This window comes from Bradyrhizobium erythrophlei (genome assembly GCF_900142985.1).
In the GTDB taxonomy this organism is placed as follows: domain Bacteria; phylum Pseudomonadota; class Alphaproteobacteria; order Rhizobiales; family Xanthobacteraceae; genus Bradyrhizobium; species Bradyrhizobium erythrophlei_B.
Map to the genome: position 1 here is coordinate 6,777,940 of NZ_LT670849.1, position 25,755 is coordinate 6,803,694.

Annotated in this window: 20 protein-coding genes; 10 read left to right on the forward strand and 10 right to left on the reverse strand. The window is 62.5% G+C overall.

What is annotated here, in order from left to right; genetic code table 11:
- Positions 1–51: 51 nt before the first annotated feature.
- On the reverse strand, positions 52–603 hold the full coding sequence (locus BUA38_RS32605) for a beta-1-3, beta-1-6-glucan biosynthesis protein (protein ID WP_072824564.1): 552 nt from the start codon (positions 601–603) through the stop codon (positions 52–54).
- Positions 604–959: 356 nt separating this feature from the next.
- Here BUA38_RS32605 and BUA38_RS32610 point away from each other — a divergent pair, with 356 nt between their 5' ends.
- Positions 960–2,585, forward strand: coding sequence for a beta-(1-6) glucans synthase (locus BUA38_RS32610; protein ID WP_072826613.1), 1,626 nt, complete (start codon positions 960–962; stop codon positions 2,583–2,585).
- Here BUA38_RS32610 and BUA38_RS32615 read toward each other — a convergent pair.
- The gene (locus BUA38_RS32615; protein WP_072826612.1) at positions 2,545–2,925 is read right to left on the reverse strand and encodes a hypothetical protein; all 381 of its coding nucleotides are present in this window, start codon (positions 2,923–2,925) and stop codon (positions 2,545–2,547) included. The two genes, BUA38_RS32610 and BUA38_RS32615, sit on opposite strands and share 41 nt — an antisense overlap.
- Before the next feature lie 158 nt (positions 2,926–3,083).
- Complete coding sequence (locus BUA38_RS32620; protein ID WP_072824566.1) at positions 3,084–4,598, reverse strand: hypothetical protein; 1,515 nt, start codon at positions 4,596–4,598, stop codon at positions 3,084–3,086.
- A 174-nt stretch (positions 4,599–4,772) separates the two neighbouring features.
- On the opposite strand from BUA38_RS32620, the gene glmU reads away from it, so the two are divergent.
- The 3 genes from glmU (at position 4,773) to BUA38_RS32635 (ending at position 8,967) form a co-directional block, all read left to right on the forward strand.
- Positions 4,773–6,125 (forward strand): bifunctional UDP-N-acetylglucosamine diphosphorylase/glucosamine-1-phosphate N-acetyltransferase GlmU, encoded by a 1,353-nt coding sequence (gene glmU / locus BUA38_RS32625; protein ID WP_072824568.1) that lies wholly within the window; start codon positions 4,773–4,775, stop codon positions 6,123–6,125.
- Between the two features lie 123 nt (positions 6,126–6,248).
- Complete coding sequence (gene glmS / locus BUA38_RS32630) at positions 6,249–8,075, forward strand: glutamine--fructose-6-phosphate transaminase (isomerizing) (RefSeq protein ID WP_072824570.1); 1,827 nt, start codon at positions 6,249–6,251, stop codon at positions 8,073–8,075.
- Between the two features lie 118 nt (positions 8,076–8,193).
- Entirely contained in the window at positions 8,194–8,967 is a 774-nt protein-coding gene (locus tag BUA38_RS32635) for a DUF502 domain-containing protein (RefSeq protein WP_072824573.1), read from the forward strand.
- A 23-nt stretch (positions 8,968–8,990) separates the two neighbouring features.
- On the opposite strand, the gene recG is transcribed toward BUA38_RS32635, so the two are convergent.
- A complete protein-coding gene (gene recG, locus BUA38_RS32640) occupies positions 8,991–11,096 on the reverse strand; it encodes an ATP-dependent DNA helicase RecG (RefSeq protein ID WP_072824575.1) in 2,106 nt (701 codons plus the stop codon).
- Between the two features lie 129 nt (positions 11,097–11,225).
- Here recG and BUA38_RS32645 point away from each other — a divergent pair, with 129 nt between their 5' ends.
- Positions 11,226–11,516 carry a succinate dehydrogenase assembly factor 2 gene (locus BUA38_RS32645; protein WP_072824577.1) on the forward strand — a complete coding sequence of 97 codons (291 nt, stop codon included), beginning with the start codon at positions 11,226–11,228 and terminating at the stop codon, positions 11,514–11,516.
- The gene (gene mfd / locus BUA38_RS32650; protein ID WP_072824579.1) at positions 11,513–15,031 is read left to right on the forward strand and encodes a transcription-repair coupling factor; all 3,519 of its coding nucleotides are present in this window, start codon (positions 11,513–11,515) and stop codon (positions 15,029–15,031) included. Before BUA38_RS32645 ends, mfd begins: the two co-directional genes overlap by 4 nt.
- Positions 15,032–15,082: 51 nt before the next feature.
- On the opposite strand, the gene BUA38_RS32655 is transcribed toward mfd, so the two are convergent.
- The 4 genes from BUA38_RS32655 to BUA38_RS32670 all read right to left on the reverse strand — a co-directional run bounded on the left by BUA38_RS32655 (position 15,083) and on the right by BUA38_RS32670 (position 20,356).
- Positions 15,083–15,478, reverse strand: coding sequence for a PRC-barrel domain-containing protein (locus BUA38_RS32655; RefSeq protein WP_072824581.1), 396 nt, complete (start codon positions 15,476–15,478; stop codon positions 15,083–15,085).
- Between the two features lie 75 nt (positions 15,479–15,553).
- Entirely contained in the window at positions 15,554–16,789 is a 1,236-nt protein-coding gene (locus tag BUA38_RS32660; RefSeq protein ID WP_244553119.1) for a GGDEF domain-containing protein, read from the reverse strand.
- A 243-nt stretch (positions 16,790–17,032) separates the two neighbouring features.
- Positions 17,033–18,538 carry an AMP-binding protein gene (locus BUA38_RS32665; protein WP_072824582.1) on the reverse strand — a complete coding sequence of 502 codons (1,506 nt, stop codon included), beginning with the start codon at positions 18,536–18,538 and terminating at the stop codon, positions 17,033–17,035.
- Between the two features lie 36 nt (positions 18,539–18,574).
- Positions 18,575–20,356, reverse strand: coding sequence for an extracellular solute-binding protein (locus tag BUA38_RS32670; RefSeq protein ID WP_083587861.1), 1,782 nt, complete (start codon positions 20,354–20,356; stop codon positions 18,575–18,577).
- A 296-nt stretch (positions 20,357–20,652) separates the two neighbouring features.
- Between BUA38_RS32670 and BUA38_RS32675 the strand changes: the two genes are divergently transcribed.
- Positions 20,653–21,474 carry an invasion associated locus B family protein gene (locus BUA38_RS32675; RefSeq protein WP_072824584.1) on the forward strand — a complete coding sequence of 274 codons (822 nt, stop codon included), beginning with the start codon at positions 20,653–20,655 and terminating at the stop codon, positions 21,472–21,474.
- A 70-nt stretch (positions 21,475–21,544) separates the two neighbouring features.
- On the opposite strand, the gene hspQ is transcribed toward BUA38_RS32675, so the two are convergent.
- The gene (gene hspQ / locus BUA38_RS32680) at positions 21,545–21,877 is read right to left on the reverse strand and encodes a heat shock protein HspQ (protein ID WP_072824586.1); all 333 of its coding nucleotides are present in this window, start codon (positions 21,875–21,877) and stop codon (positions 21,545–21,547) included.
- Between the two features lie 142 nt (positions 21,878–22,019).
- On the opposite strand from hspQ, the gene BUA38_RS32685 reads away from it, so the two are divergent.
- Positions 22,020–22,973, forward strand: a complete 954-nt coding sequence (locus tag BUA38_RS32685) for an AEC family transporter (protein WP_072824588.1) — start codon at positions 22,020–22,022, stop codon at positions 22,971–22,973.
- On the opposite strand, the gene BUA38_RS32690 is transcribed toward BUA38_RS32685, so the two are convergent.
- A complete protein-coding gene (locus BUA38_RS32690; protein ID WP_072824590.1) occupies positions 22,942–24,177 on the reverse strand; it encodes a UbiH/UbiF family hydroxylase in 1,236 nt (411 codons plus the stop codon). The genes BUA38_RS32685 and BUA38_RS32690 overlap by 32 nt on opposite strands.
- Before the next feature lie 107 nt (positions 24,178–24,284).
- Between BUA38_RS32690 and pcsA the strand changes: the two genes are divergently transcribed.
- Positions 24,285–25,019 carry a phosphatidylcholine synthase gene (gene pcsA, locus BUA38_RS32695; protein ID WP_072824591.1) on the forward strand — a complete coding sequence of 245 codons (735 nt, stop codon included), beginning with the start codon at positions 24,285–24,287 and terminating at the stop codon, positions 25,017–25,019.
- Entirely contained in the window at positions 25,016–25,732 is a 717-nt protein-coding gene (locus tag BUA38_RS32700; RefSeq protein WP_072824593.1) for a TerC family protein, read from the forward strand. The genes pcsA and BUA38_RS32700 overlap by 4 nt, the downstream gene beginning before the upstream one ends.
- Positions 25,733–25,755: the final 23 nt, after the last annotated feature.

Genomic DNA, 25,755 nt, shown 5'->3' on the forward strand with positions numbered 1-25,755 from the left:
GGCGCGATGGCGTTTTAAGGGCGCCAAGCCTTAAGCCATGCTGTTCGGACGTTATTTCGCGGCGGGAGCCGGGGGTGCGGCTGCGGCAGCCGGCGCGGCGTTACCCGAGGTCGTCGCAGGGGCAGGGGGTTGAGCGGCGGCGGCCTGCGGCTGGGCATTCGGATTGATCCAGCAGGCGTGCACCCGGTCATCCAGGCTCTTTGGCACCTTGTCGTCGATCTGGGCGCCGAAACGGGTCAGGCAACGGAAGGTCGCCTGCACATGGCCGCCCGGGCAGCCGAAACGGTCGTAAAGATCGAGGTGGCGGAAGGCCGTATCGAGGTCATCGCGCCACATCAGGCGAACCACGCGCCGGCCGAGCCAGACGCATTCGGGGTTGCCGGCCGGGCCGTTGATGGCCTGGGCCGCTTCGGCAAATTCGTCGGTTTTTCGCTGGCTATCCTTGGCTGCGTCCGCAGCACCCGCTGCAGGTTTGCCGGACTGGTCCGGGTTGGCGGGCTGCCCGCTCTGGGCGAGCGCGCCGCCGATCCCGAGCATCAGGGCTAGTCCCGGAACAATGAAAGTGCGCAACACCGCAAACTGACCCTGAAGCACCTGACGCATAAATTCCCCGATTTGGTTCCGGCCCAACTCTTTGCAAGTCCTCGCCTAACTCCGGCCCGGCAAGTCCTGTCGGATACGATACCGCTCGTGACGCTTGCCGCCCAAATTGGTCCCCAATGCGGCGGTCGGGCGCACCGGAATCCCATGACGGAGATTTTGGATTTTGGCAAGCAAACCCACAACTTTATCGTAGTTTGGTAAAATCCGACGAGGCAAGGGACCGCCTCCGGCCCTTACCGCTCTTGGCAGACAGCCAATGACGGGTTAATCGACGATCCCTGCCTAGTGTCCCGGTTCCGACATTCGTATCATATCGCGGCGGGCACGTTACGACGCCAGTGTCGCCAAACGAGAGGATGGAACCGATTTCTTTTCGCACGCCGCTGGCGCTTCTCATACTATCCTTAGGTTCGATTGCCGCGGTGTGGTGGTGGCTTGCCACGCCGATCTCGCTGGTGCGCGCGCCGATCGATCCCAACGCCAAGCTTCAATGTGTGTCCTACGCGCCGTTCCGCGGCGAGCAAACGCCGCTCTCACCCACGACCCATATTTCGGCGGAGCAGATTTCCGAAGATCTCGCCCAGCTCGCCAAGGTATCGGACTGTGTCCGCACCTATTCGATCGACAGCGGTCTCGATCAGGTGCCGGAACTCGCAGCCAAGGTCGGGCTGAAGGTCATCCAGGGAATCTGGCTCAGCGGCAATCGTCAGAAGAGCGCGGTTCAGATCGCCACCGGCGTAAGGCTGGCGAAGGAATTCCCTTCGACGATTACAGCGCTTGTAGTCGGCAACGAAGTGCTGTTGCGCGGGGAAATGAGCCAAACCGATCTTGCCGCCACGATCCGCCAGGTCAAGGCGCAGGTGCAGGTCCCTGTGACCTATGCCGACGTCTGGGAATACTGGCTGCGCTATCGCGAGGTCTATGACGCGGTCGATTTCGTGACCATCCACATTCTGCCCTTTTGGGAGGACTTTCCGATCCGCGCCAAGTATGCGGCGGCTCACGTCGAACAGATCCGGCGCCGAATGGAAGTGGCTTTTCCGGGCAAGGAAATCCTGATCGGGGAGACCGGCTGGCCGAGCGCGGGGCGCATGCGCGATGCGGCTTTGCCTTCACGCACCAACCAGGCGCGCGTGGTTTCGGAAATTCTCGATCTCGCCAAGCGCCAGAACTTTCGCGTCAATCTGATCGAAGCCTATGACCAGCCGTGGAAGCGCCAGCTTGAAGGCACCATGGGTGGCTATTGGGGATTGTTTGATTCCGTCCATCGCGCGCTGAAATATCCACCGGGCGTCGCCATCAGCAACTATCCCTATTGGAAGTTGCACATGGCTGCCGGCATGGTGCTGGCGGTGCTGGTGTTCGCTGTGGCCTGGCTGACGTTACGGCGCAAACCCTGGACGCCCCGGTTCACCTCCTGGCTCGCCGTCGGCCTGTCCGCCACATCCGCCGGCGCGCTGCTCGGGGTGGCCTATGACAAGATGTTTTACGAGAGCTATGGCATCGGCGGTTGGCTGTTTTGGGGCTTCCTGCTCGCAGCCGGCATCGCTTCGCCCTTGCTTGGTTCATATGCTCTGATGTCGGGCAAGCCGCTTCCGACTTTCATCGAGTTGCTCGGTCCCTCCGACTATCGCGGAAAATCGTGGACGGCGGTGATCCTGGGATTTGTCCTGATGGTCACGGCGGTGATCGGCGCCGCTACCGCTGTCGGCTTCGCGTTCGATCCCCGCTACAAGGATTTTCCGTTTGCGGCGCTCACCATGGCCGTGGTGCCGTTTTCGATGCTGAGCCTGCTCAATCGCCCGAAGGAAGGCGTTCGCCCGATCGCCGAGGCAACCTTCGCGGGGCTTCTGGTCCTGACCGCGATCTACGTCGGATTCAACGAAGGGCCCGACAACTGGCAGTCGCTCTGGAGCTGCGCGATTTACGTGCTGTTGGCCGCTACGCTGTGGCGGGCGCGGGCCGCGCAAATCCCAAAATAAGCACGCCGATCGCAAGGCCGGACAAAACGACATTGTAGAGCACGATGCCGAAGCCGGCCGCGACCAGGCCGAGCGTCAGCAAAACGATCGATGGCCGGATCAGATGTAGCACCGCGATGACGACGGCGGTAATTCCGAAAACGGAATTGCGAAAGAGGCTGGTGGCCAGCGCTCGCGACCTGCATAGCAGGGTTTGCAGACCGGCATCGCAGGCCAGCGACGTGCTGGATAATTCGATCGCCATATAGCGCACGTAAATCGCATATCCGACCGTGAGGAAACCCACGACGAGCAGCCATTGCACCTGATAGGGAGTGAGGCGGAACGGAGTTTTCTTCACGGGCAAATCCTTGAGCGGCAAAAGCCGGTTTGACGCTTTTGGCCCTGCCGCGCAAGACCATTCTCGAACCTCTTGAAAGCGTTTCAAGAACCGCCGTCAACCAACTGGAATACAGGGCTTTTCTGGCACGCCCGTCGGGTCGTTTCGATCCGGTTGGATTACTGGCGCTTGCCGAAGATCAGGGACGAAAAGGTCGACTGCTCCGGCTTCGCAGGTGCATCCTCAGTCTTGGGCCGCTTCGTCGAATAGTAATGCCTGTGCGACGACGAGCGCAAAGCGCCCGACGCAGACTTGTCACCGCTCTCCGGCTTGACGGCCTCGAACTTGCTCACGTCGGCCTCGTCGGCGCCGAAGGCCAGTCGTTGGCCCTCGAACACGGCTGTCGAGCAACCGCGATCGCTCACCGTCAGCGAGGCGCAGATTTTTGCCGCCGCAGCCGCATCGTTGATCGGGCCGGCGACCAGCCTGAGCTGCATGCCAAGCCCGTTGTTATTTTCCTTGATGACGATCATCGGCCGCAGCTTCGTCAACGCGCCATTGGAGCGCGACTTCAGAAGTCCGCGCCAGAGTGCGCGCAAGCCGGGGATCGAATTGGCGCCGCCGACATCGACGCCAAACTCGGTGCGCGAGACCACGAGTTCAGGTGCCGCCGCAGACGAAGCGGATTCCGGCTCGTCGGACGCCTTTGGCGCCACCGAGGCGACTTGGGGCGTCGACGCGGACGGTGGTATCTTCGGCAGCGAGGGCGGTTCGAGCAGTTTTCCGGCCGCGGGATCGGGCGGAGCCATGATCGATTTCGACGCCACCAGCGAACCCGACGGTTGGGCCGCGTTAGCTTGTGGCTCGATCGCCGATTTCGCCGATGAGCCCGGTTCGGATGTAACTGCCGTCGCCGCCTGCTTGTCCTGCTTGGCCGTCGTCGCCGCTTTTTCCGCAACCGCAGGCGCTGTCGTGGCCACCGCCGCCGCCATCGGAGCTGGCGTTGGCTTCACGACCGTGGCCGAAGGGTCGATCGACGCGGTCGTCGCAGGCGCAGCCGGGAGAGGTGGGGTCGTCTGGGCCGCCAGTGCCGAAGGCGCCGAGATCGTCGGCGCGGCCGTGCTCGCAATGGATTGAGTGGCAGTTCCCTGATTTGCACCAGCCTGACTTGAACTGCCCTGACCTGCGCCCGCCTGGTTCGCACTGGTTTGGCCAGCACCGATTTGGCTTGAACTGACTTGACTTGAACTGACTTGACTTGCACTGACCTGGCTCGCGGCGGCTTGCGGAGCCGGCGATGCGGAGCTCTGCCGCGAAATGGCACCCGTGACTGAATCCAGTCCCTGCTCGAGAACCGCGACGCGGGAGTAAAGCCGGTCCCGATCACTGTTCAGCGTGTCAACTGCAGAGGACAGCCGCCGCGTCTCGTTCTGGCTTTCCCTGGTGGTGAGTTGAAGTTGCTGCGCCTGCTTCAGCAGATCGGCCGAGGCGGATTGCTCGTGACGCACGCCGACCGAGGAATGGTTGGCGATGAGGGCGACAATCACCGCGCCGACCGAGGCGGCCGCCCATGTTCCGAGCCGCCAGAGCGCACCACGGTCAAGTTCTTCTTCGTCGGCGAGCAAGCCCGAAAGCGCGCCACCGGTCTCGCCGACGTCGAAGCCGCCGCGCCGATTGTCGGTACCCTTCGCCATGAGATGTCTTCGGCCCCCCTTAAGGCCCCACCGAATCATTCGGTAAACCTTAACAGGAAATGGGCAGTTCCCACCCGGACTCGTCACGAATCCCGATTTCCATCGGAGCTGAAATGGCTTTATGAGGGCAGACGGCGATGTAACGACTCGGTGCAGGAAAGTAAGGTAATTCTGATGAGCGGCGGGACCAGCCTGACCATCGTGCTCGCAGCCGGCGAGGGAATACGGATGCGGTCGTCGCTGCCGAAAGTCCTGCATCCTGTAGCTAACCAGTCGTTGCTGGCGCATGTGCTGATGGCTTCGCCCAAAGGCGAGGGGGCATCGCTTGCCGTGGTGGTTGGACCGGATCACCGGGCGGTGATCGAAGAAGCCAGACGATACCGGCCCGACGTAGAGACCTTCGTGCAGCACGACCGCAAGGGAACCGCGCATGCGGTGCTCGCGGCGCGCGAGGCCATGGCGCGGGGAGCCGACGATCTGATCATCGCCTTCGGCGATACGCCGCTGATTTCGTCCGCCACGTTTGATCGTTTGCGTAGCGCCCTGAAGCAGGGCGCCAGCCTGGCCGTGCTCGGCTTTGAGGCCGCCGACCCGACCGGCTACGGGCGGCTTCTGGTCGAGAACGGCCGGTTGATCGCGATCCGCGAACAGGCAGATGCGAGTGCGGCCGAGCGCGCCGTCACGCTCTGCAACGCAGGCATCATGGCGTTTGACGGCCGCAAGGCGCTTTCGATCATCGAAAAAATCGGGAATGCCAACAGCAAGGGCGAATACTATCTGACTGACGCGGTGACAATCGTTCGGGATCTTGGCTTGGAGGCTGTCGTGATCAAAACCAGCGAGGATGAAGTGCGCGGCATCAACACCAAGGCGCAGCTCGCGGAGGCCGAGCAGGTCATGCAGGCAAAGCTTCGCAAGGCCGCGCTTGATGCTGGCGTAACCTTGATTGCGCCGGAAACGGTCTATCTCGCCGCCGACACGACCTTCGGTAACGACGTTACCATCGAGCCGTTTGTCGTGATCGGCCCGGGTGTCTCGATTGCCGACGGCGCCGTCGTCCATTCTTTCTCGCATATCGTGCAGGCCTCGATCGGAAAGAACGCGTCGATCGGGCCCTATGCGCGCTTGCGTCCCGGGACGTCGCTCGGCGAGGGTGCAAAAATCGGCAACTTCGTCGAGACCAAGGCCGCCACGCTGGAAGCCGGCGTCAAGATCAACCATCTCAGCTATGTCGGCGACGCCCATGTCGGGGCGAACGCCAATATCGGCGCAGGCACCATTACCTGCAATTATGACGGCTTCAGCAAGCACAAGACCGAGATCGGTTCTGGCGCGTTTGTCGGCACCAACTCGTCGTTGGTCGCGCCTGTCAAAATCGGCAAGGGCGCCTATATCGGTTCCGGGTCGGTGATCACGCGCGACGTGCCGGATGACGCCATGGCGGTCGAGCGCAACCAGCAGACCAACCGCGAGGGCGGCGCCAAGCGCTACCGTGAGATCAAGACAAGGGCAAAGACACAAAAATAGCTGCTAGGCAGATCGGCAGTCCCGTTTATAGCTGTCTCAATCGGCAATAATTATTGAGTATCTCGGCGCGGCCGAGTTTCGTTAAGAGACGTTTGGGCTTTTGGATCAGGGGATAATAACCGCATGTGCGGCATCATCGGCATTCTCGGGCGCGGGCCGGTCGCCGAGCAATTGGTGGATTCGCTCAAGCGTCTCGAATATCGCGGTTACGATTCGGCCGGCGTCGCCACGCTGGAAGGCGATCATCTCGATCGCCGCCGCGCGGAAGGCAAGCTGAAAAATCTCGAAGCCCGGCTGCGAGAAGCACCGCTCAAGGGCCACACAGGTATCGGACATACGCGCTGGGCCACGCACGGCAAACCGACCGAAGGCAATGCGCATCCTCACGCCACCGATAACGTGGCCGTGGTTCACAACGGCATTATCGAGAATTTCCGCGAGTTACGGCAACGGCTCGAGAAGGGCGGCGCGAAGTTTACCAGCGAAACCGATACCGAGGTGATCGCGCATCTCGTCAACTCGTATCTTATCAAGGGCGCCTCGCCCCAGGAGGCCGTGAAGGCGGCATTGCCGCAGTTGCGCGGCGCGTTCGCGCTGGCATTCGTCTTTCGCAATCACGGCGATCTCCTGATCGGCGCGCGGCGGGGTTCGCCGCTCGCTATCGGTTATGGCAAGGGCGAGATGTATCTGGGTTCGGACGCGATCGCGCTCGCGCCCTTTACCGACACCATCAGTTATCTCGACGACGGCGACTGGGTGGTGCTCACCCGTGAGACCGGCGTGATCTATGACGCGCAAAACGCCGCCGTGAATCGCGAGGTATTGAAGTCCGGCGCTTCGTCGTTTTTGGTCGACAAGGCGAATTATCGCCACTTCATGGCCAAGGAAATTCACGAGCAGCCGGAAGTCGTCGGCCATACGCTGGCGCGTTACGTCGACATGGCAACCGAGCGGGTATCCTTGCCGCAAAAGCTGCCGTTCGACTTCAAGAACATTCAGCGGATTTCGATCACGGCCTGCGGCACCGCGAGCTATGCCGGCTATATCGCCAAATACTGGTTCGAACGGCTGGCGCGCGTGCCGGTCGAGCTCGACGTCGCATCCGAGTTCCGATATCGCGAGCCGCCGCTGCACAAGAACGATCTCGCGATCTTCATTTCGCAGTCGGGCGAGACCGCCGACACGCTGGCAGCGCTGCGTTATGCGAAGTCGCATGGCCTGCACACGCTCTCCGTCGTCAACGTGCCGACCTCGACGATCGCGCGAGAGAGCGAAACGGTGCTGCCGACGCTCGCCGGTCCCGAGATCGGTGTGGCCTCGACCAAGGCCTTCACCTGTCAGCTCATGGTGCTGGCGGCACTCAGCGTCGCCGCCGGCAAGGCCCGCGGCGCGTTGTCCGATGCGGATGAGACCAAGCTTGTACACGCGCTCATCGAAATTCCGCGGCTGATGGCCTCGGCCCTTGCGACGGAGCCGCAGGTCGAGAAGCTTGCCCGCGACCTTTCGAAGTGCACCGACGTGCTCTATCTCGGCCGTGGCACCAGCTATCCGTTGGCGCTCGAAGGCGCGCTGAAGCTCAAGGAAATTTCCTACATTCATGCGGAAGGCTATGCGGCCGGCGAACTCAAACACGGGCCGATCGCACTGATCGACGAAAAGATGCCGGTCGTGGTGATCGCGCCTTACGATCAGGTTTTCGAGAAGACCGTATCCAACATGCAGGAAGTGGCGGCCCGTGGCGGCCAGATCATCCTGATGACCGACGCCAAGGGCGCCGCTGAGGCAACCATCCAGTCGCTGGTGACAATCGTGCTGCCGGATATGGGAGCGATTTTCGCCCCGATGGTCTACGCCGTCCCGGTACAACTTTTGGCCTATCACACGGCCGTCGTGATGGGCACCGACGTCGATCAGCCTCGAAATCTCGCCAAATCGGTAACCGTCGAATAACGCCTTCGCCGGTTTGACCCTTTGACGACGACGGGATACGTCCGGGGGTCTTCAAAAGTCTGCTAGGATGGCTTAGCTGGCATATAACCAATGCTGCTTCGACTGACCTGGAACCCCGATGAACCTCGACGCTTCGCCACCGCCTGGACCGCCGGCTGAACCCGCGCCGGACGTCCATAGCGGCTTTGTGGCGCGCTTTCGCAACTATTTCCTCACCGGCCTCATCGTCGCCGGTCCGATTGCGATCACCTTCTATCTGACCTGGTGGTTCGTTACCTGGGTCGACGGTCTGGTGCGGCCGTTCGTGCCCGTCGCCTACCGGCCCGAGACCTATCTGCCGTTCGGCTTGCCAGGTTCGGGGTTGGTCGTTGCGGTGTTTGCGTTGACGCTGCTCGGTTTTCTCACCGCCAATCTGATCGGGCGTTCGCTCGTCGACCTCAGCGAACGGTTGCTTGGCCGCATCCCCGCCGTGCGCGCGATCTATCGCGCCATGAAGCAGGTATTCGAGACGCTGTTCTCGGGCAAAGGATCTAGCTTTCGCCGCGTCGGCCTCGTCGAATTTCCATCGCCGGGCATGTGGTCGATCGTGTTGATCTCGCAACCGCCGAACGAAGAGATCGCCGGCAGCATTCCCAGTCAGGAGGAGCACATCTCGGTGTTCCTGCCTTGTGCACCGAACCCGACCACGGGGTTCTTCTTTTATGTGCCGAGGAGCAAGGTCCTCGAGGTCGAGATGAGCGCGGAGGATGCCGCAACCCTCATCATGTCCTGTGGTGTGGTGCAGCCGGGCTCCGACTCGCAAAAGAAGATGGCCGCGCTCGCCGGAATGGCCAATGCCGCAAAGGCGGCGAATTCCACGACGCTGCTGCCGGAGCCGGCCAAGGCGGACTGAACCTAACTAGCCTGTGAACCCACCTAGCCTGCACCCATCAGCGGCAGCGCCTCGCCGCGCTCATACAGATAGAGCAGAGAACGCAAGGCCTCGCCGCGCGGCCCCGTCAGCTTCGGGTTTTCCTTCATGATGCGCAGCGCCTCGTCGCGCGCCTGCGCGATCAGTTGACCATGCACCTCCGACCGCGCGATGCGATAGCCGGGAAGGCCGCTTTGCCTGATCCCGAGCACGTCACCTTCACCGCGCAGTTTCAGATCTTCCTCGGCGATACGAAAGCCGTCGGTGGTTTCCCGGATCACGGTCAGGCGCGCCTTCGACATTTCGCTTAGGGGTTCGCGGTAGAGCAGGAGACACGTCGACGCTTCCGATCCGCGGCCGATGCGCCCGCGCAACTGGTGCAACTGCGCCAATCCAAAGCGCTCGGCATTCTCGATCACCATGATGGAGGCCTCCGGCACGTCGACGCCGACTTCGACGACGGTTGTCGCCACCAGAAGGCTGATCTCGCCGGAGGCAAATTGCGCCATGATGCGGTCCTTGTCCGGCCCGCGCATTTTTCCGTGCACCAGCCCGACCTTGTCGCCAAAACGTTCTTGGAGACTCGCAAACCGCTGCTCGGCGTCGGTGAGGGTTACTTCCATAACCTCGGACTCTTCCACCAAGGGCACGATCCAGTAGACGCGCTTGCCCTTGTCGATGGCGCGACCGACCGCATCCATGACCTCGCCAAGGCGGCTCATCGGAACCGCCCGCGTGTCGATCGGCTGCCGTCCGGCCGGTTTCTCGCGCAATTCCGAGACGTCCATGTCGCCGAAATAGGTCAGGACCAGCGTGCGCGGGATCGGCGTAGCGCTAAGCACCAGTACGTCGACGGCCTCGCCCTTGTCGGTGAGCGCGAGGCGCTCGCGCACCCCAAAACGGTGCTGTTCATCGACGACCGCCAGCGCCAGCGATTTGAAGATCACGTCGTCCTGGATCAGCGCGTGAGTGCCGACCAGGAAATCGATCTCGCCGGCTTCGAGCCGCGTCAGAATATCCCGACGTTCCTTGCCCTTTTCGCGTCCAGTAAGGATGGCGACCCTGATGCCGGCGCGCTCGGCGAGCGGCGTGACGGTCTTGATGTGTTGCCGGGCCAATATCTCTGTCGGCGCCATCAGCGCGGCCTGGCGGCCGACTTCGGCAACCGCGGCGGCGGCCAGAAGCGCGACCACGGTCTTGCCCGAGCCGACATCGCCTTGCAGCAGCCGCAGCATGCGCAACGGTTGTTGCAGGTCGTGGGCGATCGCGGCCGCCGCCTCGCGCTGCGACGAGGTCAGCGCGTAAGGCAGCGCATCGATGATTTTCCGTCTCAAGTGACCATCGCCGGCGTGGCGATTGCCCGCGGGCCGCCGCAACTGCGAGCGCACCAGCGCGAGCGCCAGTTGGCCGGCGAGCAGTTCATCGAAGGCAAGCCGCGACCAGAAGGGCCCGTCGGGGAGGATATCGGCCAGTTCGACCGGAACGTGGACGCGGTTCAGCGCCTCCTTGATCGGCGGGAAATGGCAGCGGCGGATCACCTCCGGGCTGATCCACTCGGGCAAATCCGGCAACTTTTGCAGCGCCTGTGCGATCGCCCGCCGCAACGAACCCAGCGCCAATCCTTCCGTGAGGGGGTAGACCGGGTCGATTCCCGATAATTTGGCAAAACCGGCTTCATCGACGACGCGATCGGGATGAACCATCTGCGGCACGCCATCGAACATCTGCAAGGTGCCCGAGACATAACGCTTCGAGCCGACCGGAAGCAGCTTCTCGACATAGTCGGCCTTGGCGCGGAAATAGGTCAGAACGACGTCACCGGTGTCGTCGCTGGCATAGACCAGGTAAGGCGCGCGGGCGTTGCGGGGTGGCGAAGGCCGATGGCGATCCACCGTCACTTCCAGCGTGACGACCGTGCCGGGCACCGCATCGCGAATCTTCGGCCGGGCACGGCGGTCGATCACGCTTGCGGGCAAATGCAGCAGCAAATCGATCAGCCGGGGCGTCTCCTCGCGCCCGAGCAGGTATCGGAACAGCTTGTCCTGCTTCGGACCGACGCCGGATAGGCTCGTGACCGGCGCAAACAAGGGATTGAGCAGAGCAGGGCGCATCGAAGCTCGCGATCAAATCGACATGACTGTTGATAATCGGGAACAAGATGGGCTGACAACCGCCATTCGGATCGCTATATCAGCGCCGCCCGGCACGTCCGGGCTTTTGGTGTTGGACGGAAATCGAAAATGACGGGTACGACACGGTCGAGCGGGGGCCTCGACGACCGCCGCAAGCGGCTCTTGTTTCGCTGCTGGCATCGCGGCACGCGGGAGATGGACCTTATCCTCGGCCGCTTTGCCGACACCACCATCGCCAGCCTCACGGACCAAGAACTCGCGGAACTCGAGCAGCTGATCGAGGCGCCTGATCCCGACCTCTATGCTGCGCTCTCGGGAGACGCGTTGCTGGCTTCGCAATATGCCGGCCCGCTGTTCGATCGTATCAAGGCGTTCCGCCCCGGAGAGCAGGGCGAATGAAGCAGTCAGGCCAATCTCCGGCGTTATCGCTCGCCCCCGGTCGCGCCTTGACGTTTGCCAACGTCGCCGAAGGCGCCGAAGGGCTCGTCATTTCGGACCTGGCGCGCGCGATCGCGGCGCGGCCAAAGCCGCCGGCCGTCAGTCTCGCGGTCGTCTGCCGCGACGGGCCGCGTTTGCAGCAACTGGCCCGCGCGCTCTCGTTCTTCGCACCTGATTTGTCGGTGATGCACTTCCCGGCCTGGGACTGCCAGCCCTATGACCGGGTGTCGCCCCATGGCGGCATCCTTGCGCAACGGATGACGACGCTCGCGCAACTGTCGCGCCTCGCCGGCAGCGACAAGCCGCTGATTGTACTGACGACCGTGAATGCCATCGTCCAGCGCCTGCCGGCGCGTGAACTGGTCGCAGCCCAGGCTTTGTCAGTCGCGCCTGGCCATGTGGTTCCGATGGATTCCATCGTCGCGTGGCTGGAGCACAACGGCTACAGCCGCTCTTCGACCGTCCGCGAACCCGGCGAATATGCGGTACGCGGCGGTATCCTCGACCTGTTCCCGGCCGGGCTCGAGCAGCCGGTGCGATTCGATTTCTTCGGCGACAGCCTGGAATCGATCCGTAGCTTCGACGCCGAAACCCAGCGCACGCTGCTCGACATGCGCTCGCTCGACCTGGTGCCGATCTCGGAGTTCCAACTCACCACCGAAACCATTCGCCGTTTCCGCATGGGTTATGTCGCCGCCTTCGGCGCGCCCGAGCGTGACGATCAACTTTACGAAGCGGTCAGCGAAGGCCGCCGGCATCCCGGCATGGAACATTGGCTGCCGCTGTTCCAGGATCGCATGGATACGTTGTTCGATTATCTCGGCGACGCGCCGATCGCGATCGAACCGCAAAGCGAGGACGCGGCGACCGAACGCTTCAAGCAGATCGCCGACTATTACGAAGCCCGGCGCGAGGCGCTCGACCATCCCGGCGGCGGCGCGATTTACAAGCCGTTGTCGCCAGATCGGCTCTATTTGACCGAAGAAGAATGGCGCAAGCGCCTGCAAGAGGCGGCGCTGGCGCGCCTGACGCCGTTTGCGGTGCCCGAAGGCAGCACTGATACCGTCGATGCTGGCGCGCGTCAGGGCCGCAGCTTTGCGCCGGAGCGCAACGATTCTGCCGTCAACGTGTTCGAGGCGGTCGTTGGCCATGTCGGCGCACTGCAATCCGAGCGCAAGAAGGTCGTGATCGCGCTGTGGAGCGAAGGCTCGCGCGACCGCATGGAAAGCATGCTGCGCGACCACAAGCTGCTGAACCTCACCAGCGTCAATACCTGGCGCACGGTGCAGGCGACGCCGCGCAACGAGACCATGCTGGCGGTCGTCGGCATGGAAACCGGATTTGTGACCGATCAGGTTGCCGTCATCACCGAGCAGGATATTCTCGGCGATCGTCTGGTGCGGCCGCGCAAGGCGAGCCGCAAGCTCGATAACTTCATCTCGGAGGTGACGAGCCTCGCCACCGGCGACATCGTCGTTCACGTCGAGCACGGCATCGGCCGCTTTGTCGGGTTGCAGACACTGGACGTCGGCGGCGCGCCGCATGACTGCCTTGAGCTGCACTATGCTGCCGACACAAAACTGTTCCTGCCGGTCGAAAACATCGAACTGTTGTCGCGCTATGGCTCCGACAGCGCCAATGTCGAGCTCGACCGGCTCGGTGGCAGCGGCTGGCAGGCCCGCAAGGCCAAGCTCAAGAGCCGCATCCGCGAAATGGCCGGCGAACTGATCAAGATCGCAGCCGAACGGCATCTGCGTGAAGCGCCGAAACTTCCGGTGCAGGCGCATGTCTATGACGAGTTCTGTGCGCGTTTCCCCTACGAGGAAACCGAAGACCAGCTCACCGCCATCAACTCGACCTTGAAGGATCTCGAGCTGGGGCGTCCGATGGATCGGCTGATCTGTGGCGACGTCGGGTTCGGCAAGACCGAGGTGGCCTTGCGCGCGGCGTTCGCGACCGCGCTCGACGGCAAGCAGGTCGCCGTCGTGGTACCGACCACGCTGCTGGCGCGTCAGCATGCCAAGACATTTACCGAGCGGTTTCGAGGATTCCCCGTGCATGTGGCGCAAGCATCGCGCCTGATCGCAGCCAAGGAGCTGACGCAGGTCAAGAAGGGACTGACCGACGGCTCGATCGATATCGTGGTCGGCACCCATGCGCTGCTCGGCAAATCGATCAAGTTTCGCGATCTCGGTCTCCTGATCGTCGACGAGGAGCAGCATTTCGGCGTCAGCCACAAGGAGCGGCTGAAGCAACTGCGCGCCGAGGTGCATGTGCTCACGCTGAGCGCGACGCCGATCCCGCGCACGCTGCAACTGGCGCTTACGGGTGTGCGCGAACTGTCGATCATTGCTTCGCCGCCAGTCGATCGGCTGGCGGTACGCACCTTCGTCGCCCCGCACGATCCCCTGATGATCCGCGAAGCGCTGCTGCGCGAGCGCTATCGCGGCGGGCAGGCGTTTTACGTTGTGCCACGGATCGAAGACCTCGCCGGCGTCAAGGACTTCCTCGACAAGAATGTCCCGGAGATGAAAGTTGCGGTCGCCCATGGCCAGATGCCGCCAACCATGATCGAAGACATCATGTCGGCCTTTTACGACGGCAAGTACGATATTCTGCTCTCGACCACCATCGTCGAGTCCGGCCTCGATATTCCAAACGCCAATACCCTGATCGTGCACCGCGCCGACATGTTCGGGCTTGCACAACTCTATCAATTGCGCGGGCGGGTGGGACGGTCGAAACTGCGCGCCTATGCGCTGTTCACGCTGCCTGCGCAGCAGAAGATCACGGCGCAGGCGGAACGGCGCCTCAAGGTGTTGCAATCGCTGGAAACGCTCGGTGCCGGCTTCCAGCTCGCCTCCCACGATCTCGATATCCGCGGCTCGGGCAATCTGCTCGGCCAGGAGCAATCCGGCCACATCAAGGAGGTCGGCTTCGAGCTGTACCAGTCGATGCTGGAAGAGGCGATCGTCAATCTCAAGGCCGGCGTGGTCGAGCCCGCGGCTGATCGCTGGTCGCCGCAAATCACGATCGGCATGCCGGTGCTTATTCCGGAAGACTACGTCGCCGATCTTTCGGTGCGGCTGTCGCTGTATCGCCGGCTTGCCGATCTCGAGACCGACGACGAGATCGACAACTTTGCCGCCGAATTGCGCGACCGCTTCGGCAAACTACCGGACGAAGTCCGCTATCTCTTCAAGGTTGCTGCGATCAAGAACTATTGCCGCAGGGCTAATGTCGAAAAGGTCGACGCCGGGCCAAAGGGCGCGGTGATCACCTTCCGCGACAACAAGTTCGCGCAACCCGACCGGCTGGTGTTTTTCATTCGCCAGCATGGCCAGGCGGCACGTGTGCGGCCGGACATGAAGGTGGTGTTCTTCCAGGACTGGGAAACGGCCGAGGAACGGCTTTTGGGCACGACCGAAATTCTGCGCCAGCTCGCCAACCTCGCCGAGGACCGCAAGGCGGCATAATGAAGCCGCCGGCACTGCTGCCGGCGGCTGATCATGCGTCAAGCCCGACGATTACTTCGGGTACTTGAACTCCGGCGCCTCCTTGAGCGCTTCCTTGGTGGTGTTCATCGACGCCAGCCATTTGTTGTTCTTGGTGTCGTAGCGCACGTTCACCGCCGACGGTGGCACCGCGACGTAGCGTTCACCCATCCCGAGGAAGCCGCCGACTGACAGGATCAAGGCGTCGACCTGATGGTTCTTGATTGCAAGATCGGTGATCTCGCCGATCGTTTCATCCTTCTGATTGGTGATATTCAGGCCCTTCAGCTTCGAACTGAACATCTCGTCCTTCGACACTGTCGAGAACTTCGCTTCAGCCGGAGCGGTACCCGTCGTCTTGGCGTCCTGGGCAAGTACGGGCGTAGCCAAGACAGCGAGCGACGCCGCAATCAACGCAAGTTTCTTCATAAGTTCCTCCTCCAATGCATATGTGACGACAATGCGAGGTTGGAACGAACGTTCCGCGATTTAAATTTGGAACCTTTACGACGCCGCGCGGTGGCCTTTGTCGTCGAGGCGGGCCAGCAGGGATTGTACGGTATCCTGCGGCATCAGCGTCGCGACCGACACCGTCGGCTCGTTCCGCCGCGCGCCCTCGTTGTCGTAAGCGGTATGCCGCATGACGCTGAAGAGGCGGCGGGCGATGACATGCGCCGTGCGCAAATCCGTCTCCGCGAACGCGACCAACGCCGATCCATCGTCCCGGAGCGTTCCGTAATCCATTTGCCGCATCAGCCGGCTGAGCAGCCGCGCGCCGTCGAACTTCGCGCGTGAATTGGCGGGATCGAAAACAAAACGCGCCACCGACAAACCGCCGCCTTCGGCGAGTGTCTGGCGAACGGCCGTTGCGAGGTCGCGATCGAATGCGGCTGTCGTCAGCAGGCCCGTCAACGGGTCCAGCAGCCCGCCGGCATCGATCGACCGCAGCGCGCGGCTCAAATGGGTTTCGAAGGCGTGCTGGCGGATCAGCGGCAGGGCATTGGCTGCCACATAAGCGGGATCGCCGGCAATGACTTCGAGGTTCGGCAACTCGTAGGATGGCACCAGACCCGCAAGGGTCGCCACGACGGGCAAATGGCGAAAGCGCGGATCTTCGCCAAGCACCGTCAGGAAGGCATCGGCCACACGGTCGGTAAAGCCTTCGCCGAGCACGACGCCGTCGATATCGCGGGTATTGAGATGTTTGGCGGCGGCCTCGATGCTCAACGCGCCGACAACGCCCATGCGCTCGCCGAGCGCAACGGAAAGGGCGGGATAGGCGCCGGCGCGTCCAACCAGAAGCACGGTTGCATCGCGCACCGGATCGATTTCGGGAATCGCCGTTTTCGTCGCCCGAGCGTCCTGCCGGCGCAGGACGGTCGTGTGGAGAGTTCGAACTCGGAGCGCCGCCCGCAGACGCGGCAGCAGGCGGTCCCAACTGCCATGTCCTTTCGAGAACGGAATAGCGTTTTCCGGCAAAGTGCCCTTTGGCTCGATCACGAGCAGCGGAAGATAGGGCGTGATGTCACCGACCTGTCTGGCGAGCGCGTCGAGTTTGAGGCCGGCACTTTCCGTTGCGGCGGCGAGAACGATCGCCGGATGGAGTTGCGCAACCGCAAGCGAAGCCTCGGCCCAGGTCGTCTCAACGACCGGAAACGTCGTGTCCTCGCCAAGGGCGGCCATGAACGCCGGCCGCTTGTCATCGGACACGACAATGATCGGACCTTGCTGCATGGACATGTGGGATCAACGCTGTTGCCTGGCGCGATCCTAGTTTGGCGGTCTTAATGCCTTGTCAACAAACGGCCGAGGCTAGTGGAGTGGATTTGACATTCGCTACCCTGCTGTCCGCGGATCTGTTAGGCGAATGTCAAATCTTAAACTCCACTAGAAACATATGTTTGCTGGTGGTCTTTTGATTCTAACATTCGCAAAAGTGCCCGCCGAGCAGGGGTGCGAATGTTAGAATCGGACCGCCAGGGATCAGCCAACGATCGTGCGGTCCCGAAAAGCTTCCGCCATCAGCGGGTTAAGCCCGAGTTCGGTCAATGCCTCGCGGCCGCGCGCATTGTCCTGGGCGCGTCCGGCGAGACGAAAGCCGCAGAGGCGATCGGGCAGGGCCGTGAGCAGCGCGCCCTGTCCCAGACGCTTGGCCCATTCCTGAAGATCCTGCGACAGGAAGCGGTAGCCACCAACGGAGACGATGCCCGATGGAGGCGACGTGATGCAGATGGCGCCCGAGGAGCGATCGAGGCGCACCGCGTAGCCGGTGTCGGCATAGTCGGGAGGCGCGGGCTGGCTGATCAATGAATCGGCTGCCGGAGGCGGGGGTGCATAGGCTGCCACCGTCACCATCGGTCCCCGCAGGGCCAATGTGCCCTTGGGCGTCAGCAGCGTCTCGCCAGCGGTCGCGGTGCCGGGCACGTCGCGTGGCGCGCCATGCGGCCCCGGCATGATCGGGACCGGCGTGCCATCGGCGGTCCGGCGCGCTGCGAACAGTCCGACCTCGCCGAATAGATAAACGTCGGTGAACCTTGCATGCTCGGCGGTCCATTGCGAGCTGGAGGCGACCTGTTCCGGCATGCGCCACAGACCGATCACATGGCGCAACGCCGGCAGGCGTGCGGCCATGTCGGCATCCGTGAGCCGCAGCGCCATTGCGGCTGGCGCCACCAGCGTGTCGCAAGCACATTCGTTGATCTGCCGTTCCAGCACTTCGCCGTCATAGGGATGATGCAAAGCGAGCGTCCCGCCGGACAGTAGCCAGAGCAGCAGCGACGACGTGATTCCTGCAAAGGAGGTTGGCGCGAATGCAGACATCAGCCGCGCGCCCTGGGGTATTCGGCTCTCCAGGAAAACGGCGAGGCCGCCGGCAATCAGGTTGAGGTGGGTGCGTGGCACCGCACGCATGCCGTCGGCAGTGACGTCGAAGGAGATCAGCGCGGCCTTGCGCCCGTCCTGAACCACGGGACGCTCGGTCAACGATCCATTCCTCAAGGCGAGGTCGAGCGAGGCCATGCCCTCGGGCAAATCTTCGCCAAAGCCGCAGACATGGCGGATCGAAAACGCCTCGGCGGCGGCGTTCATGGCAAGGTCGGCGTGGCTGACGCCGTCGATCTTGGCCGAGGTCACGATCGCCCGCGCGCTGGTGCGGTTGAGTGCCGCCGTCAGCTCGGCCTGCCGCCAGAGCTGCGGCAGCAACGCCACGATCAATCCGGCACGATGAGCGGCAAGCACCGTCAGCATGAATTCGATCGTGTTCGGTAATTGTACACCGATCACCGAGTTGACCGGCAGGCCGGCTTCGATGAAATGGGCAGCCAATGCCGAAATCGCGCGGTCGGCCTGCGCAAACGTCATTCGCCGCGGCGCCTGGCCGGTGATGCGGGCCCTGTTGATGGGATCGATCAACGCCAACGCGTCGGGCTGACGCGCCAGGATTCTCTGGAACAATCCGTCGAGCGTTGGCGATACGTGGGTCTGAATCACGGAAGTCTGTTCGGGTGCGAATCGGTATCTACGAGCCTACTTCGATTGCTGCGCCCGATACCACCAGGTTTCCGGAAGATAGCCTGTCAAAGCTGTGATTCCCGGACGCTCAATCCGATTCCACCGCGCGACCCACTGTTCCCGGACATTGAAGATGGGGATGGCGTAGAAGCCCGAGATCAGCACCCGATCGAGCGCGCGCACCGCCGAAACGAACGCGCTGCGATACCGTGCGGCCAGCATGCCGTTGATCATGGCATCGATCGCCGGATCCCGGGCGCCCATATAGTTTCGCGTGCCCGGGTTGCCGGCCGCTTCGCTGCCCCAATAAAAGAACTGCTCGTTGCCCGGAGACAGTGACTGATCCCAGCGGTTCTGGATCATGTCGAAATCGTATCCGAGGCGGCGCTGGTCGAACTGCACGGCGTCGACCGCGCGGACCTTGGCCTCGATGCCGGCGCGTTTGAGGTCGCGTGAAAACGCCAGCGCGATGCGCTCCTGATCGCGCGTATTCACCAGGATTTCGAAAGTCAGCGGCGTTCTCGTGGCGCGTTGCCGAAGGATGGTGCCGTCGAGTTCGTAACCTGCCTGCGACAGCAAATTCAGTGCCTCGCGCAAGGATGTGCGATCGCGCCCCGAGCCGTCGGTGGCCGGCAGACGGTAGGTGCCGTCGAGAATGTCTGGGGGAATCTGCGACGCGTAAGGTTTCAGGAACGCAAGTTCGCGGTCATCGGCGGCGCGGCCGTCGGCCGAAAGCTCGGAGCCTGCGAAGAAACCCGCGGCGCGGCCATAGAGCCCAAAGAAGTAATTCCGATTGATCCATTCGAAATCGAACAGAAGGGTGAGCGCCTGACGGACGCGAATGTCTGCGAAGACAGGCCGCCGGGTGTTGAAGATTAGAAATTCGGACGGCTGCGGTACTCCGGTCTTGATGGTGTCGCGGATCACCTCTCCGTTGCGCGCGGCCGGAAAATCATATCCGTCGTGCCAGCGCAGCGGCTCCCGCTCGACGCGGAAATCGTAGAGGCTGCGTTTGAAGGCTTCGAAATGGCCGTTGGCCTCGCGATAGAAATCGAGCCTGATCTCGTCGAAATTCCACAGGCCGCGATTGATCGGCAAATCACGTCCCCAATACTCCGGATTGCGTGTCAGCGTCACGCTGACGCCCGGATTGACCGTACTCACGCGATACGGCCCCGAGCCGAGCGGAGCTTTCATCGAGGTTTCCTCGAAGGTGGCGGAGTTGACGGCGTGCCGGGGCAGGATCGGCATCAAGCCGAGGATCAAGGGCAGTTCGCGATCTTGCGTCCCGCCAAAGTCGAACCGCACCGTCAGCGAATCCGGCGCCTCGGCCTTGGCAACTTTCGCATAGTACGAGCGGTAATTGGGGCGTCCCTTGTCGCGCAGCAGCGTCCAGGAGAACAGCACGTCGTCCGCGGTGACCGGCTTGCCATCGGAAAAGCGCGCCCGCGGATCGAGGCGAAAGGTGACATAGCTTCTCGCCTCATCGGTCTCGACGCTTCGGGCAAGCAGGCCATAGAGCGTGAAGGCCTCGTCATAGCCTCGCGCCATCAGGCTCTCGACCACGAATCCCCTGATCTGCGGGACGGCCAATCCCCGCACGATCAACGGATTGAGACTGTCGAAGGTCCCTACAAGCCCCTCGACCAGCCGTCCGCCCTTCGGCGCATCGGGATTGACGTAGGGCATATGGGCAAATGTCGCGGGCTGCGCCGGCTCGCCGTGCATGGCGATCGCATGACTTTCGGCGGCAAAGGCTCGGCCGTGACCGGACGGAGCAGCCCCAACCGCAACCATGCACAGTGCGGCTGCGATGCATCGATGCGCCGGAATCCACCCATTGGCGCGTCGATTTGATTGGGTCTGGCTCACACTTTCCTGTACCACAACGGCCCGGTTCCCACCGTGACACGCTCCGCGCGACCTCGGCATTGATCTTTTCGTCGGCCTCTGTATGAAGGCGTCCAATTGACCAATCGGGCAGGGGCTTGTCACGCATCCGCCTCAATTGGCAAGGAGACAGCCGCCAAAATGGCAGGGTTTCAGTGCCTTTAGCGGTTTTCGGCGCTTCCGTTCAGAAAGGGTTTTCCGCAATGAATTTCCGTATGTTGGCCGCGCCAGCCTGGCCGCATGGGCGCGTTTTCGCCTTGATGGCGGCGACAGCCCTGGGCGCCACGTTCCTTGCGACCGACGTGTGGGCCCAGGCACCGGCGCCGGCCCCCGCCGCTCCGGCGGCGCCCAAGGCCGCGCCCAAGGCGCCGGCCGCGCCGAAGGCCGCCCAGAAGGCCGCCCCGGCGGCGCCCGCTCCGGCCCCGCAGGGCGCCCCACCGGCTGCGGCCGGCCAACCGGCTGCCCCGCCCGCAGACCAGCAGGTCCAACTGATTTACGCACCGTGGACGAAGTTCTGTCTCAAGGGCCAGGACGCCGGCGCCAAGCAAGTCTGCTTCACCGGCAAGGACGGCCGGATCGAGTCCGGTCAGCCGGTCGTTGCCGCCGTCGTGATCGAACCGGAAGGCGAGCCGAAGAAGATTCTGCGCGTCACGCTGCCGCTCGGCATGCTGCTCGTTCACGGCACCCGCATCATCGTCGACAGCAATCAGCCGGCACAGAGCCCGTATGTGATCTGTTTCCAGAACGGCTGCATGTCCGACTATGACGTGACCCCCGAACTGCTCGGCAACATGAAGAAGGGGCAGAACCTCGTTGTTCAGGCGATCAGCTCCAACGGCCAGCCGGTGACGCTCGCGCTGCCGCTTTCCGATTTCGCCAAGGCCTATGACGGTCCTCCGACCGATCCGAAGGTGTTCGAGGAGAACCAGAAGAAGCTGCAAGAGGAATTGCAGAAGCGCGCCGAGGAAGCCCGCAAGAAGCTCGAAGCTGGCGGTGGTCAGGCCGCTGCTCCGGCCGCGAAGTAAGTTTTCTCACATCGTGAACAAAAAAAGGCGCTCGAACCGAGCGCCTTTTTCTTTTGCAGATTGCGCGAGGTCAGTTGAGCGACGGATTGCGCGGGCGATAACCGCCGGACTTGTCCTTCACGAAAATCTCGGAGACCTGCGAATGCCGGATCGGCTGGCCTGAGTCGTCGGGCAAAAGATTCTGCTCCGAGACATAGGCGACGTATTCGGATTCGGAATTTTCCGCGAGCAGATGGTAGAACGGCTGATCCTTGTGAGGGCGGACCTCTTCAGGGATCGACAGCCACCATTCCTCGGTGTTGTTGAATTCCGGATCGATATCGAAAATCACGCCACGGAACGAGAAGATCCGGTGGCGGACGATCTGCCCGATCTGGAACTTGGCGGTACGCGTTTTGATCATAGCTCGTCGATAGACCATGACGGGGTCCGATGCTAGAGGCTAGCCCGCGAATTAACGTTAGCCACTGATCCCACGCATAGCGGCAAGTCGGGGCGAACATGACGAAAAGACCCCGCTCAAAGCTCCGATTGACCGCACCTGCATGGCCGACGTTCTCAATCTTGCGCTTCCCTATTTCAGCCTGATCTTCATCGGCTTTGTCTGCGGCAGGCTTCGCCGGTTGCCAGAGCAGGGGCTGGCCTGGATGAATTTCTTTTTGCTGTATGTGTCTCTGCCGGCGCTGCTCTTTGGAATCACTTCAAGGACGCCGTTTGAAGAACTCAACAACCCGCCATTTCTGATTGCGACCACCTGTGGGACGGCGCTCGCGTTCTTTCTCGCCATGGGAACCGGGAGGCTGGTCGGAAAAATCTCGTTCCGCGACGCGACGCTCGCCGGACTGGCCGGCGGCTACGGCAATATCGGCTATATGGGTCCGGGGCTCGCACTGGCGGTTCTCGGCGCCAAGGCTTCCGCGCCGACCGCGCTGATTTTCTGCTGCGACAGCATCTTCCTGTTTTCGATCGTTCCCCTCCTGATCGCCCTGACCGACCACAGCGAGCACCATTGGCTGCATGCGCTCGGTCTCCTGGTCAAACAGATCGTCCTCAACCCTCTGATCATGTCGGCCTGTGCGGGCGCGCTCGCAGCCGCATTTCATTTCCATCCACCGGTCGCGATCGACAACACGTTGTCGTTCCTGCAAAACGCCGCCGCCCCGATGGCACTGTTTGTGCTGGGCGTTACCGTCGCGCTTCGCCCGTTCGGCCGCGTGCCATGGGAAGTACCTGCGGTGGTCGCGGTGAAGCTTCTCGTCCATCCGCTGATCGTGTTCGCGCTGATGCTGTTACTCGGCCCATTCCCGAATTCGTGGGCACTCACGGCGGTGCTGATGGCATCGCTGCCGCCCGCATTGAACGTCTTCGTCATCGCCCGTCAGAACGACGCCTGGATCGAACCCGCGTCGGTCGCGGTGATGATCGGAACATTTGCATCCGTCATCACACTGACGACGGCGATGTGGATCATTCAGAGCGGACGGCTGGTGTTTCCGTAGCGCCGCTGCGGTTGGGTTGAGGCGTGCGCCAGGACGGCGCCAACCCTTCGCGCATGGCGAGCCGCCGCAGCGGTCCGAACGAGCCGATCAGATGCAATCCGGCGGCGCGAAGCGACTGCATTGGCAGAAACGCGCTCAACAGCGAGCGGTTCGCCATGTCGACCACAAACGTACGGCTCACAACGTCGGGCCGCCGTGCGGCAGCATAGCGGCCGAGCGCCGCCGGTGAACCTGGATCTTCGCTTGCGGCCAAAGCATCGCGCACGATTTCAGCGATGTCGGCCGCATCACGCAACCCCATATTGAGGCCTTGCGCGCCAATCGGCGGCAGTACGTGCGCGGCTTCACCGACGAGCGCGATCCGGGCCTTGGCAAACGTCGCAGGCTGTTCGATCGCAAGCGGAAATTGGCTTCGGCCAGGCTCGACCTGCATCTTGCCGAGAACCGAATGCGCGCGCACCTCGGCTGCATCAGACAGCTCCTCGTCACTGAGCGCCATCAGACGATCGGCTTCCTTGGGCTCCGATACCCACACCACGCTGGAGCGGTTGCCGGGCAACGGGACAAAAACGCACGGGCCTTGCGGGGTATGAAATTCGGTTGAAATATTGTGGTGCGGGCGGGAATGGCTGGCATTGAGTGTCAGCGCCGCCTGATGAAGCTCGCGTCGTTTGACCGCAATGCCGGCGGCCTCGCGACATAGCGAATGCCGGCCGTCAGCGCCGACCACAAGGCGGGCCGAAATCGATCCGCCGCGAGCCAGGTCAATCGCAACGAAATCGTCCGAGGGGTTGATGGCGACCGCGTCATCGTCGAGCCGGGCGAGGTTGTCGATCGCAGCGGCGCGGGCTTCCAACGCTGCGACCAGCACACGATTCTCGATGTTGTATCCGAACACGTCGAGGCCAATTTCATCGCAGGTGAACTTGACCTCCGGCGCCCGTATCAACCTGCCCGTGTCGTCGACCAGCCGCATGGTTCTGAGTTCGGCCGCCATGTCCCGACAATGCGGCCACACCTCGAGCGCCTGCAAAAAGTCGATCGAACCCCCGAGAAGCGCCGTCGTCCGGTTGTCGCCGTAAGGCAGGTGCCGGGCGATCAATGCGGTACGTGTGCCCGATTGTGCGATAGCGATCGCGGCCGACAAGCCCGCCGGTCCCGCACCGACCACCGCAACGTCATAGACAGAAGAATTCCCGTTCATAGCCCTGACATTTGACATTCCCTGCGGCATTTTCAAGCCCGCGTTGGAGATGTGCAAACCGGGCGATTCCTGTTAGCAGTGTCCGCAAACGGGCGCGCTTTTCACCGATGGATCAAGAGATCGAACCTCCGCACACGGAAGCCCCGGCAGGCCGGCGCGCCGCCGCGTTTTCCGTGCATGTGTTCACGGCTCTAGGTGCAGGCGTGGCGCTGCTCGCGATGCTCGAAGCCGTTCGCGAACATTGGACGGCGATGTTCTGGTGGCTGGGCGCCGCGCTCGTCATCGACGGTGTCGACGGCCCGATGGCGCGGCGTCTCGACGTCGTACGGCTCCAGCCGAACTGGTCGGGTGAGGTGCTCGATCTGGTGGTCGATTTCGTCACCTATGTCTTCGTGCCGGCTTACGCCATCACCGCCAGCGGCCTGCTGTGGCCGATCGCCGCGCCTGTGCTCGGGGCAGGGATTGCGGTCTCGGGAGCGCTGTATTTTGCCGATCGCCGCATGAAATCGGACGACAATCATTTCCGCGGTTTTCCGGGCTTGTGGAACATTGCCGCGTTTTATCTGTTTCTGTTGCAGTGGCCGCCAACAGCATCCAGCCTTTCGGTCGCGGCCTTGATTGCTCTTACCTTCATGCCCTTCTACGTCGTTCATCCCGTCCGCGTCGTCCGCCTGCGCCGGCTCACATTGTCCCTCATCGGCGCCGGCACGGCGTTGGCCATCGTGACGCTGATCTACGACTTCAAACCCGGTACGACAGTGACGGTCGCGCTCTGCGCGATCGGTCTTTACGTCGTCGGGAGTGATAGCGCCATTCGCTTCGTCAGGTCGCTCAACGCATGATCGAACTTCTGACGAGCCCGGAAGCGTGGGCTGCCCTGTTGACCCTGACGGCGCTTGAGATCGTTCTCGGCATCGACAACGTCATCTTCATCTCGGTCGTCGTCTCGGGGATTCCGGACGAGCAGGCAAAGCGCGCCCGCCAGATCGGGCTCGCTTTGGCGCTGCTGTTTCGTATCCTGTTGCTCAGCCTTCTCGTATGGCTGATCGGGCTCACCCGCGACGTCTTCATGGTAAACAACGTCGCGTTTTCCTGGCGCGACATCATACTCATCGCCGGCGGGCTGTTTCTGATCGCAAAGGCCACCCACGAAATTCATCGTGAAGTCGAAGCCGATCCGGATATGCGGTCCAATTCCGGTGGATCGGCCTTTTTCAAGGTGATTGCCGAGATCACGGTGATCGACATCGTGTTTTCGCTTGATTCGATTATCACGGCGATCGGCATGGCGCAGGAACTTGCGATCATGATTTCGGCGGTCGTGATCGCGTGCGCGGTGATGTATGCGGCCTCGGGCCCGGTGTCGCGATTTGTCGCGGAGCATCCGACCACCAAGATGCTGGCGCTGGCGTTTCTGGTTTTGATCGGCGTCGCGCTGGTCGCTGACGGCTTCAAATTCCATATTCCGCGCGGCTACATCTACTTCGCGATTGCGTTTTCCGCGATGGTGGAGCTGTTCAACGTGCTGGCCAGGCGCAATCGCAGCAAAGGTTAAGATTTAGGGATTGGGACGTGCCG

Excerpts from the sequence above, each read along its gene's own strand:
- BUA38_RS32670 (WP_083587861.1), bottom strand. The coding sequence starts at position 20,356 with ATGGTTGCGGTTGGGGCTGCTCCGTCCGGTCACGGCCGAGCCTTTGCC.
- recG (WP_072824575.1), bottom strand. The coding sequence starts at position 11,096 with ATGCGCCCTGCTCTGCTCAATCCCTTGTTTGCGCCGGTCACGAGCCTA.
- BUA38_RS32605 (WP_072824564.1), bottom strand. The coding sequence starts at position 603 with ATGCGTCAGGTGCTTCAGGGTCAGTTTGCGGTGTTGCGCACTTTCATT.
- BUA38_RS32655 (WP_072824581.1), bottom strand. The coding sequence starts at position 15,478 with ATGAAGAAACTTGCGTTGATTGCGGCGTCGCTCGCTGTCTTGGCTACG.
- BUA38_RS32685 (WP_072824588.1), top strand. The coding sequence starts at position 22,020 with ATGGCCGACGTTCTCAATCTTGCGCTTCCCTATTTCAGCCTGATCTTC.
- hspQ (WP_072824586.1), bottom strand. The coding sequence starts at position 21,877 with ATGATCAAAACGCGTACCGCCAAGTTCCAGATCGGGCAGATCGTCCGC.
- BUA38_RS32620 (WP_072824566.1), bottom strand. The coding sequence starts at position 4,598 with ATGGCGAAGGGTACCGACAATCGGCGCGGCGGCTTCGACGTCGGCGAG.
- BUA38_RS32635 (WP_072824573.1), top strand. The coding sequence starts at position 8,194 with ATGAACCTCGACGCTTCGCCACCGCCTGGACCGCCGGCTGAACCCGCG.
- pcsA (WP_072824591.1), top strand. The coding sequence starts at position 24,285 with ATGGATCAAGAGATCGAACCTCCGCACACGGAAGCCCCGGCAGGCCGG.
- glmU (WP_072824568.1), top strand. The coding sequence starts at position 4,773 with ATGAGCGGCGGGACCAGCCTGACCATCGTGCTCGCAGCCGGCGAGGGA.
- mfd (WP_072824579.1), top strand. The coding sequence starts at position 11,513 with ATGAAGCAGTCAGGCCAATCTCCGGCGTTATCGCTCGCCCCCGGTCGC.
- BUA38_RS32700 (WP_072824593.1), top strand. The coding sequence starts at position 25,016 with ATGATCGAACTTCTGACGAGCCCGGAAGCGTGGGCTGCCCTGTTGACC.
- BUA38_RS32645 (WP_072824577.1), top strand. The coding sequence starts at position 11,226 with ATGACGGGTACGACACGGTCGAGCGGGGGCCTCGACGACCGCCGCAAG.
- BUA38_RS32675 (WP_072824584.1), top strand. The coding sequence starts at position 20,653 with ATGAATTTCCGTATGTTGGCCGCGCCAGCCTGGCCGCATGGGCGCGTT.
- BUA38_RS32690 (WP_072824590.1), bottom strand. The coding sequence starts at position 24,177 with ATGAACGGGAATTCTTCTGTCTATGACGTTGCGGTGGTCGGTGCGGGA.
- glmS (WP_072824570.1), top strand. The coding sequence starts at position 6,249 with ATGTGCGGCATCATCGGCATTCTCGGGCGCGGGCCGGTCGCCGAGCAA.
- BUA38_RS32660 (WP_244553119.1), bottom strand. The coding sequence starts at position 16,789 with ATGTCCATGCAGCAAGGTCCGATCATTGTCGTGTCCGATGACAAGCGG.
- BUA38_RS32610 (WP_072826613.1), top strand. The coding sequence starts at position 960 with ATGGAACCGATTTCTTTTCGCACGCCGCTGGCGCTTCTCATACTATCC.